Origin of the sequence: Staphylococcus sp. ACRSN (assembly GCF_022346615.1) — a bacterium.
Taxonomy (GTDB): domain Bacteria; phylum Bacillota; class Bacilli; order Staphylococcales; family Staphylococcaceae; genus Staphylococcus.
Genome location: NZ_JAKRNS010000009.1, coordinates 1 through 16,883 on the forward strand (window position 1 = coordinate 1; position 16,883 = coordinate 16,883).

Consider the following 16,883-nt stretch of genomic DNA (forward strand, 5'->3'; position numbering starts at 1 on the left):
TCATAAAATTACTATGAGTCATTTTTCTTAATTTTTAGAACTTTAACTATATAAGTAACAATTAAAATTACAGGTAATGCTGATGTTACTACTGTTATATAATTACCATTATTAAATAAAAACGGAACACAAAGTATTGTTACTACAATATAGATGAGTGCAACAAGAAATAAAAGTATTGTCGAATTTTTCATTTCACTCCACTCCTACGTTTCATTATTATGTAAAAGTTAATATAATTTCACTTGTTTCTAAAGGAAATAATAACACGTTGCTTAATATAAATTTATTGTACTTTCGCACAAGCAATATTTTGTAAATAAATTTTATATTTTTTAATATAAAAACATTTTGACATTTATGCATTATTATATCATATTGGTAAGTGTGTTTATTAGATTCTTATTAAGAATGAAAGCGTGGATAATTATGAAAGATGTGAGAAATCAGAAAAGTACAGTGAAATTTTTCTTATTGATAATATGTTTGCTTTTCTATTCATTGACAGAAATGTATGAAAAATATAACTTAGTTTTATTGATCATATTAGCTGGTATTGCTGGTATAGCGATACATTATGTTGTTGAATTCATATTTTATATATTTTTGAAATTAAAGCATAAAGGCAATAAATAATCTTATAAAAGTTACTTTTGTTATTTTTTCAAATCTATTACTAGTGTATTTATAAAGATATAAAAATTAACAAGTACTAATTATTAATATAACAATGCCCCCATTCCAATGTTGATGGGGGCATTGTTATAAAATAGGTGTTTTATTACTACCTTGTTGCCAATATTGAATGATTTACTAATAAATTGATATGAAATTATGTATTAAAAGTAAGAAGAAACTAATTATCTTGATATATAACGGTAGCTGTAATAAACAACCACGTACTATTAGCTTGAATCTCTAAAACCTCAACGCTCGATTGGGAACAAAATTCATTAACTACTTTGTCCAAACCACCACAAGTAATTCTTGCAAAGGTTTTTATCTTCATAATTTTCACTCCTTATTTTTAAATTACAGAAACAATAATTACTTTATTGACGTTGAGCCTGGGAACCCTTAACTTCAATAAAATTTATCAGCATATATACTTGGTCTATTTTTTATTTTTCTCTTTAAACTTAGCTAATAATTTAGCTGTTTCTTCTTGAAAAATGGAAACTATTCCCACACTTCCAAATTATAAATACTCCTTTGAGCTTATAAATAATTTAAATTAAATATTAATAATTCCGTTTCTAATATAAGCTTTCACACTTTCTTCTATTGTTTCTTTAGTAGTATGTTTGGGTTTATAATTAATTAATTTTTTTGCATTTTCTATACTATAATGACCACTTCTAGCTATATGGTAATAAGTATGAGAAACTTCCTCATCATTATCGATATACTTTTTCCATTCTTCCCATTGTAAAAAACCAATATTCGGTTCATGATTAAATAATTCATACATAAATTTGGCATAACCATAAAGAGTTAAGGACTCCTCAGCTACAGCATGAAATATTCCACCTAAACATTGGTTACGATTGACAATAGATAAATAAAACATATTATCACTAAAAATTTAGTGTTCTTTAAATAATAATTTTATTTTTCAAACTCCCAAATTGTATTAAATGAATATGTTTTTCTTTTTAGTCAGTTGTTTTATCGTCCTTGAATGATTAAAAAATAAGGCATCGTAAAACTAAATAATAATAAAGCAATAACCATAGTTACCCAAAAGGAATCTAAATAATATTTACCAAAGTTCAAAACAAACTCTCCTTTTTATTATATTATATAACTAATGAATCATCGCATTTATGATTATAAATATACTTGTAATCATCATTATGAATTGAACTGATATAATTACAAAACTATCTTGAAATTTACTTGTGACTTTTCCATTTTCTACTTTTGGTAATAAGCATAATATGTATATTAAGAATGCAATTATAATTGATATGAATGCTGCAATAAATTTATAAAAAGTATAAGAAGTAGTTCCATCTTCCCTTTTTTTACATCACGATATCATTAGGTAAAAAGAATAACATGATTAACCATATTAAAATATGTAATATAAACAGTCCTGTTGCTACTTTTTCTTCTCTTAAACGCTTCTTTAAAATAGTTGAAATTCACCCTTTTCTTATCCATTTATATTTATATATCATTCTTAGATTTCCAGTTTTTACTTGTTTTAACAACTAAATAAATAGCGTTTATCACCATCAAAATGACATAAGCTATTAATAGAAATAAATTTCCTGTTTGAAAAATAAAAGTCAGTCCAATTAAGAATAAAATATTTAGTATAGTTGATATAAAAAATCCTTTGTCCAACTCAGTTTTAGTATTCAAGGTTTCACCTCCTATTTTGATCATGTTTAATATGACGTTTTATACTTAGTATTTAACTAAAAAAAATAAGAATATTATTATAGAAATAAACAGCAACTCTACTATCAAACGCTTATAATTCTTTTCTAAAATAGTTGGTATAGTACCAATCACTAAGCTCAGTATAAATATTACTGACAAAATAGCATTTATGTAATCCAAAAAAGCCCAACTAAAAATAACTTTTACAATTAAATTTAATATTAAACATGTTATTGATGTAACCATGATGACCAATGATAATGTATCACATTTTTTGTAATTTTTAAGTGCAGTCAACACAAATATGCCTCCTAGAAACCTATGTTTAGTCTTAAGATGATATGTAATTATTTAGATTTCCTTTTATAATAAATAATTATGTATATAAACTACAAATTAAGATAAATAGAAATATAGCTATATTCTTATCAACTCTTTAATCATTATCTCCATCAAAGAATAGATAGAAATATGCTATTATGCCTATAGGTACACCAATAAATGGCGTTGTAAAAATGCACCCTAAAACAATACATAACACTAGATACATGACATCTGTAGAATCCCATCGGTAATTCATTAACATTTCTTTTATCTCTTTAAAATTCATCTGTGCACCTCCTCTATTGAATTTTCAAAATATAAATAGTATCTTCCAAAACATTACAATTATTAATTAAATATTTACTAGAAATTTATAAGCAGACACAATATTAAACACCTAAATTTTATTGTATTATATTTATAAATGTTTTCCAATATAATAATATAAATAATGTGACAAAATTAATTTAACTATGTTTTATATTTTAGTAGGATTAATTGTTATTTTGAGGTGTGAATACTTATAAGAAGAATTTCTATTTTAAATCATGAACTAGCTTTGTATTCTATAACTACATAAAAAAACTAGAGTTCTAAAATACTTTGAGGGTATTTTCAACTCTAGTCATCTCTTTTTCAACTCTGATTAAGATGGAAAACATTTACTATTTTAAGTTTTTTTATAATTCATAATGAAGTAGCTTCATATTATACAGCCATTTCATCATTTACAAAGCTGTTAAGCAATATGCCTTTAATAGTGTCGCAGTGGCAACTAATGAGTCTACATGCGTTCTTTCAAGTGCATGTGACGATTCTATGCCGGCACCAAATAGACCATGTCGCACATCGGCACCAGCCTTAAGTGCTGCTGATGCATCAGAGCTATAATAAGGATATATATCAATTTTGTATGGTATTTTGTTTATCTTACAAAGATTTACGAGTTGCTCTTTTAATTCTTTGTGATATGGACCTGATGCATCTTTCGCGCAAATTGAAACTGTATATTCGTCGGAAGATTGCCCATCACCTAAGGCTCCCATATCTAAAGCAATATATTCAACAACTTTCGGTGATATAGAAGCGTTAGCGCCATAACCAATTTCTTCATTATTTGAAATATAAAATTGTGTTGTTTGAGGCAAGGTTAATTGTTTGTCTTTAATATCTTTTAACAACTCAATAATGATTGCAACACTTGCTTTATCATCTAAATGACGTGATTTGATAAATCCTGATTTCGTTATTTGTGTTCTAGGATCAAAACTTATAAAATCTCCTACTTCGATACCTAAACTCTCTGTATCTGCTTTGGACATTACTTTTTCATCTAAACGGACTTCCATGTGGTCTATATCCCTAGGAAGTTGATGATTATCACGATATACGTGTACACTTGTTTCATGCATACAAATTGTACCACTATATATTTGTCCCGATGCAGTTTCTATTTCACAGTATTCGCCTTCGATTGCATTATAATGAAAACCACCTATTAACGTTAGAGCTAAGCGTCCATCTTCCTTGATTTCTTTCACCATTGCACCTAATGTATCAACATGTGCAGTTATACATTTATATTGTGTCTGCTTTTGCCCCTCTACTGTAATTAATAAAGCACCTTTATTTGTGATTTCAGTATCATATCCTAATTGCTTTGCTTGTTGCTCAACGTATTCTATCGCACGTGTTGTATGCCCTGAAGGGCTATTAATTTCTGTAAGTTCTTTAATTGTTTTAAATATAGGTTCCATTTATCGTTACCCCACTTATCTTATTTTAGATTCGATTTTACTTTTATACATATTTCTGTTTTGATGATTAGATATAACATTCCAATAAAAAATATTATTGCTTGAATTATTAAAGATAATGGAATTATCCATGTGACGATATCAAAAACGAGCCATAATACACCTATAGTAATCTCTTTTTTATTTACCTGTTCACTGTTTTTTAAAAACATCTGTTGTGCAAAAATCCATATATCATCATTTTTTAAAGCATTAAAACTTCTATAGCCCATAAATAAATTTGGTTTGTCTGCCACATTTTGACCTATAGATTTCTTGAAAGATTTTATTATCATATAATGTAAAAATCCCAAAATAAGTAAAAGCATATTGTCACCTGTTTTCTACTCATATTACTTATAACAAAACCACCTATTTTACTAGGTGGTTTTAGTGTAAAAAGCCGTTATCTATAACCAATAACCTTTAATATTCTTTAAGCCATTCAACTTAATCATAGCAATGTATTTCATCAATTGTTCAATTAGAATTTTTGAATCATTTTAATACATTGCTTTGCTTTTTCGTTGCAATTACTTATATAAGATTATCTTTGTTAATCCTTCTGGATTTCTTCTACTGTTTCTTCTACTTCTTTACGTGAAATTTTTTCTCGCCCATTTTTCATTGCTTTTAAACTTTTATGTGCAAGTGCAAGAGGTAGACGACAGAATAATAAAATTGTTTTTTTATTTATATCTTTCATATATTCGTCTGCTTTTGCTAAATTTTCTTCAGCATATTCAAATAAATCATCGCGCGTCCAATCATCTGGTACAAAGCTTACACCACGTTCTTTTAGATCTTCATCTTCATTTCGTAATATATTAACAGCTTGTAAACCACGACCATAACCAATTGCTAAATCGCGATCCGTTTTAACATCTGCGCAAATATACCAAATATCTGATAGCATTACACCAACGAGTCCCGCAACATAATATGTATAATCATCTAAGTCTTCACGTGTATGGATATTCCAATTTGCTTTTGCCCATTTTGCCATACCAAATGCCATTTCACTTGATGATTCCATCACAACATTTAAAGTTTTTTCAGGGCAAGCTTGTAACCAATCACCTAAACGACGTGTAACCTCTGGCATATCGTTATGCACAGGTTCTAATATTTGAAAATATTTAGCTTCGTCAAATGGTTGTTTTAACAGTTCGCTCACTTGCATTAATAGTGAATATTTTAAATCATTATCAATTGTTTCATGATCCTCAATTTCATCTATTGCTCTCATCACTAAATAAGCAGACGCAACTGTATATTTAATTTCCTTATCTAAAAACGTAATTGGTATATAGAAAGTACGGCTTGTTTCTTTTAAGACACGCATTGCATCTTTTGGGAAATTCTTTTCTGTCATTTTCATGTTACCTCCCTTTTGTAAAATACTATCATATTATTGCGAAATAAAACATTATTCAAAAGTAATTAAGCTAGCTACTATCAATTTATTAGTGTATTTAATACTTTCCTTAGCTACTTTAGCACCCATCCGTCATTTGAATTCACATAATTTTTCACTTTTGTCATTGATTATTAGTAACCCTTTGAGAAATCAACTTTATTATCTAGTTGATATCCTCGTTCTATTTTTTGCAAAGTTTCATAAAAACATGCGATTGCATCATCAATATCTGTTAAAGCCGATATATGTGGTGTAATAGTTACATCATCTCTCTCCCATAATTTTGAATTTATGGATAACGGTTCGCTTTCAAATACATCTAATATCGCATGTCGAACATGTTTATTATTTAATGCAGTTATCAAACTCTCTGTGTCAACAACCTTTCCTCTTCCAAGATTTATAAACACAGTGTTGTTCATCTTCTCGAATAGTGTGTAATTAAATAAATATTCGCTGGATTTGGTTAAGGGTAATGTGCTAATAACATAATCTGCATCGGCAATTTTACTTTCCGAATGCGTAACATTAGTTACACTATGAAAAAATGGTTTTTTCATTCCACTATTGGATACACCATGTACTGTAATTCCAAATACGGAAAATATTTCTGCCATTTTTTGGCCAATTGCACCTGTTCCAAATAAAGTGATTGTAATATCTTTTAATGGCTTTGGAGAAATAGCTTTCCATTGCTTGTTTTTTTGTTGCTCATTAAATGCTGTATGTTGTTGTGTATCCCTCAATATATAGCTTAAACAATATTCAGCCATCTTCACACCAAAATCAGTTACGGTTCTCGTCATTAAAGTCTGTGATGTCTGCCAACCCTCTATTTCTAAATAATTATTTACACCAGCATTAAATGTATGCACCCACTTTACTTTGTTAGGATGAAATTGCTCACAAGGTTCAAAACCTACATAGGCATCTGCCCAGTTTAAATCATCTTCTGTAATATGCGCTAATTTTTTAATTAATATATGGTATTGTTCTAATTTAGATAAATCTTTCTTAATTGATGCTTTATAGTCTCCTACTATCAATATGTTTTGAATATGCATTATTTTCCCCTTTTTTATATATTTAATACGTATATACTTATTAAATTCTTTATTGAAACTTTTATTTTGCCTAAGACATTTATTCAGTATGAAATACTCGTATACATATTGCTTAATACTAGTTGCTACTATACAATATTACTATTCTGAAAATTTTGATAGAGGTGATTCGCTTTATGAAACAAATTCTTTTCGTCGGATTAGGTTTAATTGGCGGAAGTTTAGCAAGTAATCTTCGGTACTATCATGATGATATTGAAATAACGGCATTTGATGCTGATTCATCACAACTTGAAAAGGCGTATTCTATCGGCATTATTGATTATAAATCTACTGATTATCAATCTAGTGTCGAAAATGCAGATATCATCATTTATGCCACGCCTGTACAACAAACAATTAAATATTTACAAGAATTACCTAACTATCATACCAAAAAACACGTCATTGTTTCTGATACTGGTAGTACAAAATCAACGATTCAACAATACGAAAGTAATTTATTAGAACATGATATTCACTTAATTGGTGGTCATCCAATGGCAGGCAGCCATAAATCTGGTGTCTTAAATGCTAAGAAACATTTATTTGAAAATGCATTTTACATTCTGGTCCATAATGAAACTGCTAATGATAATGCATTCGAAACAATTCAATCTTTATTGAAAACAACAGATGCTAAATTTATTTCTACTACAGCTAAAGAACATGATTTTGTGACAGGTATTGTTAGTCATGTGCCGCATATCATTGCTTCTAGTTTAGTGCATTTAAATTCAGATCACGTCAAAGATTCTTCTTTAGTTAAAACATTAGCTGCAGGAGGCTTTAGAGATATTACTCGTATCGCTAGTAGTAACCCGGTTATGTGGAGAGATATTACATTAGAGAATAAAGATACCATTTTAAATATCTTGAAAGAATGGAAACATCAAATGTCTGATGTAATTGATTTAATTGAAAGTAATAATCCCGAAGACCTTTATGATTTTTTCAATGACGCAAAGGTTTATCGTGATAAGCTTCCCCTTAAATCACAAGGTGCACTATCTGTCGAGTATGATCTTTACGTGGATATTCCGGATAAACCAGGTATGATAAGCAAAGTTACTCACATACTAAGTTTACATAACATTTCTATAAGTAACTTAAGAATACTCGAAGTACGTGAAGATATTTATGGTGCTTTACGTATCAGTTTTAAAAATCCTGAAGATCGTAAACATGGTGCTGAAGTTTTAAGTGATTTCGATACATATATTGACTAACTATGTTTCACTTACTTTTAATTGCTTTTTACATAAAAACAGCCCTTTCTTAATTTACAGAAAGAGCTGTTTTTATATTTATATTAAAGATTCTAATTGTTCTATATTTTCTTCCAATGTGGCCCAATTTGTTACAAAACGTACAATTGTATGTGTATCGTCATATTTTTCCCATAATGAAAATTTCACTTTTCCTTGAAGCGTTTGTACTGTGTCATTGTCTATTATGAAAAATTGTTGGTTTGTCGGTGAATCTATATAGAGTTGATAACCTTTTTCTATAAATACTGTTTTAAGCCTTTCAGCCATTTGAATGGCATGTGTACTGATTTCGAAATACAAATCATTTGTAAACAACTCTAGAAACTGTACTCCTAATAATCGGCCTTTTGCTAGCAATGCCCCATGTTGTTTCACTTGTGTTGTAAAATGCTTTGGCATATTAGATTTTGTGAAAACAACCGCTTCACCACACAATGCACCTATTTTTGTTCCTCCAATGTAAAATACATCACACAATGTAGCAATATCTTTAATTGTCACATCTGATTGTGGACTTGCCAAACCATAACCGAGTCTTGCACCATCTATAAATAATGGTATCTGATATGCTTTACATACGATTGAAAGTTGCTCTAACTCTGCTTTAGAATATAGTGTTCCGTATTCTGTTGGGAATGAAATATAAACCATCCCAGGAAAGACCATATGCTCATGGTTGGCATCCTTATAAAATGTTTCAATATATGCCTTTACTGACTTAGCAGATAGTTTCCCATCATTTGTAGGTAATGCTAATATCTTTTTCCCTGTATATTCTATAGCTCCCGCTTCATGCGTACTAATATGCCCTGTATCAGCAGCAATTACACCTTCATATGCTGTTAATATAGTATCAACAATGATTTGATTCGTCTGTGTACCACCTGTTAAGAATCGCACTTCTGCTGTTGGCATATCAATTACTTCTTTAATTCGTTCTTCAGCTTGTTTTGTAAATGAATCATTGCCATATCCCGACTCCTGGATCATATTTGTTTCAATAAGACGTGATAACACTTTACTATGCGCACCTTCTAAGTAATCATTCTCAAACGAAATCATTTATTGTTCCTCCTCTAAGTCAGTATTTACAACTTTACCTAATATGGTTTCAATTGTATTCATCGCTTCTGTTAAATCCTTTACTTCTTCAGGTGACATATCAGTAAGCAACCTTTCCACCTTCTTATCAGAGGCAACCTCTACATATTCATTTAACTTTTGACCCTCATCTGTTAAATAAATATGCAACTTTCTACTATCCGTTTGATCTTTTTCTCGATAAATATAATTTGCTTTTAATAATTTATCAAGAATCCTACTTAAGTAACTCTTATCAATATCTAAATATTGCGTTAATGCATTAGCCGTAACACCTTTATATCTACCTATTTCTCCTAATATTCTCATTTCTAGCATAGAATAGTTTAAGTTAAAAACACTTTTATCAAATACGCCTAGTATCCTTGTATAATACCTATTGAATCTTCTGATTGCTTGTATGCTCAAAATCCACACCTCGTTAGTTTACTTTGTCAACTAAATTAAATATACATTTGATAGTTGATTTAGTCAACTAAATATCATTTAGGTTATTCTAAGCACACTATAGCTTATGCCCCGCCATTAATCCTAAGCGTCCATTTTTAGTTCCCGCTGTAGTATATGACACTGCTCTAGAAACAACTCCCCTGCCATATTTCCTTTGTAATTCATCAATTGCCTTTGCTAACCGTTCTTGACGCTTTCTCTCATATTCATCGACGAATAAATTCAATTGTCGCTCTCTTTCATTAATAAACTGTGTTAGTGAGACACTTAATGTACGATATCGTGCTGATGGATCACATAATTTATCTGCAAAGTGTTCAATAACTTGGAAAATTTGGTTATCTAAATTGGTTGGATTATCTAAAGTATATTGTTTGCTCACACCACCTTCATCACTATAACCGAATGAAAAGTGAATTGTCTTAGCTAACTTATTTCTCGCTCTTACACGACTCGCTACATCTTCTATTAATTCACGCATAACTACTTTTGTTTCTTCGTACCGATAATCTCGCATCAATATTTGACTCTTACAAATAGATGGATTCATAACTTCATATTTATCTCTCACTCTACTCATATCTATGCCATTAGCATGTAGATGTAAATCTACGCCAATAATCCCTAGGTCCCTTTTTAAATATTGATAAGGATACTTTGCTAAGTCACCAATCGAAAAAATGCCTCGTTTATTCAATTTAACTTCGGTACGTTTACTAATCCCCCAAAATTTATTCAATGGTTTAATTGGCCATAGCTTTTGAGGTATATCATGATAACGCCACTCAGCTATTAAACTTGGACTATGTTTAGCTTCGATATCCATAGCCACTTTACTTAGTAACATATTGGATCCAATCCCTATACTACAATCAATTCCTGTTTCTTCTTTAATTTCACATTGCAATCTTTCACAAAACGAATGTAATGTCGCGCTAAATCTATGATAACTGTCTGTAACATCCATAAAGAATTCATCTACACTATATTGATGTATATCTTCTGGAGCAACATAACGCAATGCAATTTTAGAAATAGCTATAGATACTTCTAAATATTTACGCATACTTGGATTAATAATGTATATGTCATTTCTATGTGGTATTTCAAATAACCTAGATCCTGTCTTAATTCCTAAATCTTTTAATGGCCCTGTTGCAGCTAATACGACAGAGCCTTGTCTTTTAGTATCTGCGACGACTGCCAGTTTAACCTCATTTGGATCTAACCCCTTCTGTATACAAGAGACACTCGCGAAAAAGCTCTTTTGATCTATACATAGTACATCTCTTTCTTCCACTAGATTATAATCATACAATATATCCATATTACATAACCTCCTTCATAAAACATTATATACGAACAAATGTTCCCTTTCAATGTTTTACGAACAAATGTTCCCCAACACTAAAATTTATAATTTTTGGAATTTTCATGTTATAATTAATTCAATTAATATATTTAAATAGTAGGAGGAACATCATGCCAATTGTAAACGTAAAACTATTAGAAGGCCGTACAGATGACCAACTAAAAGCCCTTGTGTCTGAAGTTACACAAGCTGTGGAAAAAACTACAGGTGCTAATAAAGAAGCCATTCAAGTAGTCATTGAAGAAATGAACCCTGCACACTATGGTGTTGCTGGCGTAAGAAAATCTGATCAATAGTCATTCAAATAGATATGGCTTAGGTATATCTATTTGAATAGAACAAAAAACAGGTTGAGACGTTACTTATGTCTCAACCTGTTTTTTAGTTTTCACAACAACTAACTCCATTGAGCAAGCATTTTAATTTAAAACACTTTTAATTCTAGTCATTGTGGCTAATATTAACCAACAAAATCTTTTTAAATACATGTTTTGTTGACCAACTTTTAAACTTATTCATTTAAAAACTTTTTGACTTCTTCTTTGTTCTTAGCTTTATCTATTTGTAATGCACTACCATCTACAGGTGTTTGAAGATCTTGATATGTACCTTTAATAGGTAAAGTTACAGAATCAATATTCTTATCACCACGTAGACCAAAGTTAAGACCACTTTGAATCAACGCTGAGTCTGGCATGTTCGTATTTAAGTATCCTCTTAAAATACCAGCTACTTTTGGTAATTTAGGTAATGTATCTAAACTCACTAATTCTTTCTTAAGTGATTGCATCACTTGTTGCTGTCTTCTCACACGTCCGAAGTCACCTTCTGCGTCATGTCTGAATCGTGCATAGCCTAAAAGTTCCTTACCATTCAATCGATGATTACCTTTTTTAAGTGAAACACCAATATTTGCAGACATATCTTTTTCAACATCAATTGGGACACCATCCGGTTCTAATTCATCAATCATTTTTTCAAAACCAGTAAAATCTAAAATTGCGTAATATTCAGGATCAATATCCAGGTTTTTCTTCAAGGTCTGTCTCAATAATTCTGGACCACCGATAGAATATGCTGAATTAATCTTATGTTGTCCATTGCCCGGAATATCAGCATATATATCACGCATGACGGACATCATTTTCATCTTCTTATGAATGTAATCATATTGAGCAATCATAATTGAATCGGTACGAGATATACCACCTTGTTCTTTATCTGCTCCTAATACCATGATGGTGATTTTCCCATCGTTCTTAGAAGCACCATTAAACTTATGAGCTTTAAGTGTCTTACCATGATCTTTTGCGTAATCTATTCCTGAATTATAACCATGCACACAATAGCCGATTAAAATTGCCAAAATAACTACAAAAATCAAAATAATAAATGGTAATTTTCTTATTTTCTTTTTTTTCACTCTTCGCATAGAACCTTCTGCTGTTCTTTTTTCTGTAAATTCATTGTTGCTTTGTTTGTCTTCAGTCATTAGTATCAACCTTATATCTTCAAAATTGCACATTTATGTACTATAATTAATATATACTAACTTATATAAAAAGTGTATAAAAATCAAGGAAAAACTTAATAAATGGTACTAAGGTCTAATACAGAAAGGATGTTAATCATGAATATAAACAAAGCATACTTCGCTGGAGGTTGCTTTTGGTGCATGGTCAAACCATTTGACACATTTGAAGGAATCGAAAAAGTAACCTCAGGTTATATGGGAGGTCATGTAGATAATCCAACTTATGAGCAGGTGAAGACCGGCGAAACTGGACATCTTGAAACTGTTGAAATTGAATATGATGTAGCATTATTTTCATATAATAAATTATTAGAGATTTTCTTTTCTGTAATAGATCCAACAGATGCAGGTGGCCAATTCCAAGACAGAGGCACGCAATATCAAACTGCTATATTCTATACAAATGAAGACCAAAAGGAATTGGCAGAAGATTATATAGAAAAATTAAAAAATACAATCGACAAAGAGAAAGCTGTCGCAACACAAATCCTACCCGCTTCAACATTCTATGAAGCAGAAGAAGAGCATCAAGATTTCTACAAAAAGAATCCTGAGCGTTATAACAAAGAACAACAAGAGCGCAATCAATATAAGTCAACTTTTGAAAGCTAAATTCGCAATTCTCTCAAAGGAAACATAACGCTTAACATAATAGCCCTGAAATGAATTCAAAAGTTCATCTCAGGGCTTCTTTGTTTAATTTCCAAATATACTATATCTTCTTTGCTAAAAGCTTCATGCTACTAAAAAGTTCTTACAATCGTTATTTTTGTTTTTTCATTTTCAACGGGATTTTATGCTTTGCGTCTACCTTTTTACCCTCATATAATTTCATAACTGTCTTGATACTCTCTTCTCCCATCAAACTTGGTTGTTGTGCAACAGTCGCAAACAATTTTTTATTATCCACCGATTTTAATGCATCTTCATTGCCATCAAATCCTACAACTTTAATATCTTTATTACCAACCGCTTCAACTGCACCTAATGCCATTTCATCATTTTGTGCAAAAATTGCTTTAATATCTGGATGTGCTTGAATGATATTTTGCGTAACATTCAATCCTTCAGTTCTATTAAATTTAGCACTTTGTTTAGAAACAACATCTAAAGATTTGTCAGCAATGTTATGGAATCCTTTTCCACGTTCTCTGGTTGCACTCGCACCTGGAATTCCTTCCAATTCTGCCACTTTTGCATCTTTTCCTAATTCATCAACAAGTAGTTGACCACCCATTTCTCCACCTTTAACATTGTCAGAGGCAATAAACGATGCCACTTTACCTTTAGACACTTCACGGTCTAAAGTAATGACTGGAATATTTTGATCGTTAGCAATTTGTATACTACCAGAAATAGCATCTGAATCAGTAGGGTTTACAATTAAATAATCTACATTTTGTTGAATTAAATCATCTATATCATTCGCTTGTTTTGCAGCATCATCTTGAGCATCTGCAAATTTAACTTTAACACCTTGTTTTTTTGCTTCATCTTCAATACCTTGTTTTATCTTAACGAAAAATGGATTATTTAACGTAGAAATACTGACACCTATAACAATATCAGACTTTTTCTTATCCGATTTCTGAGTACTTTTATTTTCTAATGGTGATTCAAGAGAACAACCTGTTAAAAACAATAGTATTGCAATTAAACTTATTAGTAATTTTTTCATTCTGACACCATCCCCTTACTTATTCTTTCTATCAATGAGTACTGCAATAATAATAACGACACCTTTGACAACCTGTTGATAGAAAGAGGAAACGCCCAATAAATTTAAACCGTTATTCAATACACCGATAATTAAGACACCAATAAGTGTACCGATGATTCTACCTTTGCCACCTGTTAATGAAGTACCACCTAATACAACAGCAGCAATGGCATCTAACTCATACGACATACCTGCAGTGGGCTGAGCAGAATTTAGTCTTGATGTTAATATTGCTCCTGCCAATGCTGACATTAAACCTGCTAATCCATAAATGAACACCTTTAGTTTATTAACTTTGATACCTGAGATAAATGCAGCTTTCTCATTACCACCCATAGCATATGTTTGTCTACCAAATACTGTTTTGTGTAAAATTATATATAAAATAATAAATGTGATAAACATAGTAATTGCTGGTACTGGTATACCTAAAAAATATCCTCTTCCAAATAACTGAAATGCATAACTTCCATTTAGATTTGTGATTGGGTTCCCATCCGTTATAACTAATGTTACGCCTCTAAATACAGTCATTGTAGCTAAAGTTGCAATAAAGGGAGCCATTTTCCCTAAAGTAATCAAGAATCCATTAATCGCACCTAATACTGCTCCAAAAATACATCCAATAATAATTGCGATAATACCATCAACGCCTGAAACCATCAGTATAGCAACCAGCGCGCTGGATAAAGCTAAGGTCGAACCGACCGACAAATCGATACCACCCGTTAAAATTACAAAAGTCATACCAAAGGCAATCAAACCATTAATTGACACTTGTCTTAATAAGTTAAATAGGTTAGAAGGCTCCAAAAAAGCGCTATTCAAAACGCTTATAATAATTACAAGTAATATTAATCCAATAAATGGAATGACCTTTTCTAAATAGGATAATGATATCTTAGATTGCTTCATTTAAATTCCCTCCTGTAGCTAGCGTCATAATATTTTCTTCAGTTAATTCTGTCTTATCTAATACGCCTGATATATGTCCTTCGTGAACAACAACAACTCGGTCGCTCATACCAATGACTTCAGGAAGTTCAGATGAAATCATAATAATCGACATACCACGCTCCGTTAATTCATTCATTAAGTGATAAATTTCTCTTTTAGCACCTACATCAATACCTCTTGTAGGCTCGTCTAAAATTAGAACTTTGGGCGCAGTTGCAATCCACTTTGCCAATACAACCTTCTGTTGATTTCCACCAGAAAGATCAATACAACTATCCTCTTTACGTCCTTTAATGTTTAACCTCTGTATCATTTGTTCAGTGTAATCATTCATCGATGATTGAGTTAACATTCCAGCTTTGGAAAAACTTTTGAGTGCTGGAAGCGCAGTATTCTCAACAATACTATCTTGTAACACTAATCCTTCATCTTTTCTGTTCTCAGTTATAAAAGCCAATCCCTGTTGAATTGCTTGATAAGGGTTTTTAATTTGAAGCGGTTGGTTATTCATCATAACTTGCATTTGACCTTTATCTAACCCAAATAGGACTCTCATGATTTCTGAACGTCCTGCCCCCATCAAACCACTAAAACCTAATATTTCACCTTTATGTAAATCAAAGTTGACATTTTCAATCCCCTGATCTTTACTACTCAAATTTTTAACAGATAACAAAATCTCATTTTTTGTATAATTTCGATCTGGATATTGATTATTAAGATCTCTACCAATCATTGCTTTAATAATTTGCTGTTGTGTCGTTTCATTTGTTTTAGCCGTCAATATTGAACTACCGTCACGCATAACTGTAATCCGATCAGCAATTTCAAATATTTCCTCCATTCGATGTGAAATATATACAAATGAAACCCCTTCATGTTTTAATTGGTTGATTTGTTCAAACAACACATCAATCTCACTATTTGTTAATGCTGCAGTGGGTTCATCCATAATAATCACTTTTGCATCTTGCATTAATGCTTTGCTAATTTCAAGCATCTGTTGCATACCAACTGATAGATTTCCTGCTAATTCATTTAATTCCAGGTTTAAATTTAATTTTTCAAAAAGTGCTAACGCTTCTTTACGCATTGATTTATTATCAATAATACCGAATTTTTTCAATTTTTCTTTTCCTAAAAATAAATTTTCAAGCACTGTTAGATTTGGCCAAATATTCAATTCTTGTTGTATAAATGCAACACCATTTTGTTCTGCATCTTTTGTATTTTTATATTGTATCTCTTTATCGTTTTCTAAAATTTCTCCACGATCAGCTTTATATACGCCAGTCAATATTTTCATCAAAGTACTTTTTCCAGCGCCATTTTCTCCCATTAATGCAAGGACTTCTGATTCACGAATTTCTATATCAACACCTAATAACACATCATTCTGTCCAAAAGACTTAAAAATTTGCTTCATGCTAATCATGACTTCACC

General features: G+C 30.9%; 20 protein-coding genes. 3 read left to right on the forward strand and 17 right to left on the reverse strand.

All coding sequences use genetic code 11. From position 1 onward, the window contains the following. Positions 1-11: 11 nt before the first annotated feature. The 10 genes from MHZ36_RS09400 to MHZ36_RS09445 all read right to left on the reverse strand — a co-directional run bounded on the left by MHZ36_RS09400 (position 12) and on the right by MHZ36_RS09445 (position 6,995). A complete protein-coding gene (locus MHZ36_RS09400) occupies positions 12-194 on the reverse strand; it encodes a hypothetical protein (RefSeq protein WP_239231234.1) in 183 nt (60 codons plus the stop codon). A gap of 662 nt (positions 195-856) precedes the next feature. Then, complete coding sequence (locus MHZ36_RS09405) at positions 857-1,009, reverse strand: hypothetical protein (protein WP_239231235.1); 153 nt, start codon at positions 1,007-1,009, stop codon at positions 857-859. Positions 1,010-1,234: 225 nt separating this feature from the next. Continuing rightward, positions 1,235-1,471 carry a hypothetical protein gene (locus tag MHZ36_RS09410; RefSeq protein WP_239231236.1) on the reverse strand — a complete coding sequence of 79 codons (237 nt, stop codon included), beginning with the start codon at positions 1,469-1,471 and terminating at the stop codon, positions 1,235-1,237. A gap of 701 nt (positions 1,472-2,172) precedes the next feature. Beyond that, complete coding sequence (locus MHZ36_RS09415) at positions 2,173-2,370, reverse strand: ABC transporter permease family protein (RefSeq protein WP_239231237.1); 198 nt, start codon at positions 2,368-2,370, stop codon at positions 2,173-2,175. 45 nt (positions 2,371-2,415) lie between these two features. Then, on the reverse strand, positions 2,416-2,691 hold the full coding sequence (locus MHZ36_RS09420; RefSeq protein WP_239231238.1) for a hypothetical protein: 276 nt from the start codon (positions 2,689-2,691) through the stop codon (positions 2,416-2,418). A gap of 136 nt (positions 2,692-2,827) precedes the next feature. Then, positions 2,828-3,001: a VraH family peptide resistance protein gene (locus MHZ36_RS09425; protein ID WP_239231239.1), complete on the reverse strand. Its 174-nt coding sequence runs from the start codon at positions 2,999-3,001 to the stop codon at positions 2,828-2,830. A 442-nt stretch (positions 3,002-3,443) separates the two neighbouring features. Further along, a complete protein-coding gene (locus MHZ36_RS09430) occupies positions 3,444-4,472 on the reverse strand; it encodes a M42 family metallopeptidase (protein ID WP_239231240.1) in 1,029 nt (342 codons plus the stop codon). A 20-nt stretch (positions 4,473-4,492) separates the two neighbouring features. Further along, positions 4,493-4,807 carry an SdpI family protein gene (locus tag MHZ36_RS09435; protein ID WP_239231241.1) on the reverse strand — a complete coding sequence of 105 codons (315 nt, stop codon included), beginning with the start codon at positions 4,805-4,807 and terminating at the stop codon, positions 4,493-4,495. 260 nt (positions 4,808-5,067) lie between these two features. Then, positions 5,068-5,886 (reverse strand): squalene/phytoene synthase family protein, encoded by an 819-nt coding sequence (locus MHZ36_RS09440; RefSeq protein WP_239231242.1) that lies wholly within the window; start codon positions 5,884-5,886, stop codon positions 5,068-5,070. A gap of 176 nt (positions 5,887-6,062) precedes the next feature. Beyond that, positions 6,063-6,995 (reverse strand): D-2-hydroxyacid dehydrogenase, encoded by a 933-nt coding sequence (locus MHZ36_RS09445; protein ID WP_239231243.1) that lies wholly within the window; start codon positions 6,993-6,995, stop codon positions 6,063-6,065. Between the two features lie 176 nt (positions 6,996-7,171). On the opposite strand from MHZ36_RS09445, the gene MHZ36_RS09450 reads away from it, so the two are divergent. After that, on the forward strand, positions 7,172-8,263 hold the full coding sequence (locus MHZ36_RS09450) for a prephenate dehydrogenase (RefSeq protein ID WP_239231244.1): 1,092 nt from the start codon (positions 7,172-7,174) through the stop codon (positions 8,261-8,263). 78 nt (positions 8,264-8,341) lie between these two features. Here the strand turns inward: MHZ36_RS09450 and MHZ36_RS09455 are convergent, their stop codons facing one another. The 3 genes from MHZ36_RS09455 to MHZ36_RS09465 all read right to left on the reverse strand — a co-directional run bounded on the left by MHZ36_RS09455 (position 8,342) and on the right by MHZ36_RS09465 (position 11,174). After that, positions 8,342-9,367: a threonine aldolase family protein gene (locus MHZ36_RS09455; RefSeq protein ID WP_239231245.1), complete on the reverse strand. Its 1,026-nt coding sequence runs from the start codon at positions 9,365-9,367 to the stop codon at positions 8,342-8,344. Beyond that, the gene (locus tag MHZ36_RS09460) at positions 9,368-9,814 is read right to left on the reverse strand and encodes a MarR family winged helix-turn-helix transcriptional regulator (RefSeq protein WP_239231246.1); all 447 of its coding nucleotides are present in this window, start codon (positions 9,812-9,814) and stop codon (positions 9,368-9,370) included. Between the two features lie 97 nt (positions 9,815-9,911). After that, positions 9,912-11,174, reverse strand: coding sequence for a Y-family DNA polymerase (locus MHZ36_RS09465; RefSeq protein ID WP_239231349.1), 1,263 nt, complete (start codon positions 11,172-11,174; stop codon positions 9,912-9,914). Between the two features lie 164 nt (positions 11,175-11,338). On the opposite strand from MHZ36_RS09465, the gene MHZ36_RS09470 reads away from it, so the two are divergent. After that, a complete protein-coding gene (locus MHZ36_RS09470) occupies positions 11,339-11,524 on the forward strand; it encodes a 2-hydroxymuconate tautomerase (protein WP_239231247.1) in 186 nt (61 codons plus the stop codon). A 215-nt stretch (positions 11,525-11,739) separates the two neighbouring features. Here MHZ36_RS09470 and MHZ36_RS09475 read toward each other — a convergent pair whose 3' ends face one another. Further along, on the reverse strand, positions 11,740-12,720 hold the full coding sequence (locus MHZ36_RS09475; protein WP_239231248.1) for an LCP family protein: 981 nt from the start codon (positions 12,718-12,720) through the stop codon (positions 11,740-11,742). 138 nt (positions 12,721-12,858) lie between these two features. Here MHZ36_RS09475 and msrA point away from each other — a divergent pair, with 138 nt between their 5' ends. Next, positions 12,859-13,374, forward strand: coding sequence for a peptide-methionine (S)-S-oxide reductase MsrA (gene msrA / locus MHZ36_RS09480; RefSeq protein WP_239231249.1), 516 nt, complete (start codon positions 12,859-12,861; stop codon positions 13,372-13,374). 151 nt (positions 13,375-13,525) lie between these two features. Here msrA and MHZ36_RS09485 read toward each other — a convergent pair whose 3' ends face one another. The 3 genes from MHZ36_RS09485 to MHZ36_RS09495 are packed head-to-tail and all read right to left on the reverse strand — an operon-like array spanning position 13,526 to position 16,874. Beyond that, complete coding sequence (locus MHZ36_RS09485; RefSeq protein ID WP_239231250.1) at positions 13,526-14,440, reverse strand: D-ribose ABC transporter substrate-binding protein; 915 nt, start codon at positions 14,438-14,440, stop codon at positions 13,526-13,528. A 15-nt stretch (positions 14,441-14,455) separates the two neighbouring features. Next, positions 14,456-15,397: an ABC transporter permease subunit gene (locus tag MHZ36_RS09490; protein ID WP_239231251.1), complete on the reverse strand. Its 942-nt coding sequence runs from the start codon at positions 15,395-15,397 to the stop codon at positions 14,456-14,458. Beyond that, entirely contained in the window at positions 15,384-16,874 is a 1,491-nt protein-coding gene (locus MHZ36_RS09495; RefSeq protein ID WP_239231252.1) for a sugar ABC transporter ATP-binding protein, read from the reverse strand. The genes MHZ36_RS09490 and MHZ36_RS09495 overlap by 14 nt, the downstream gene beginning before the upstream one ends. Positions 16,875-16,883: the final 9 nt, after the last annotated feature.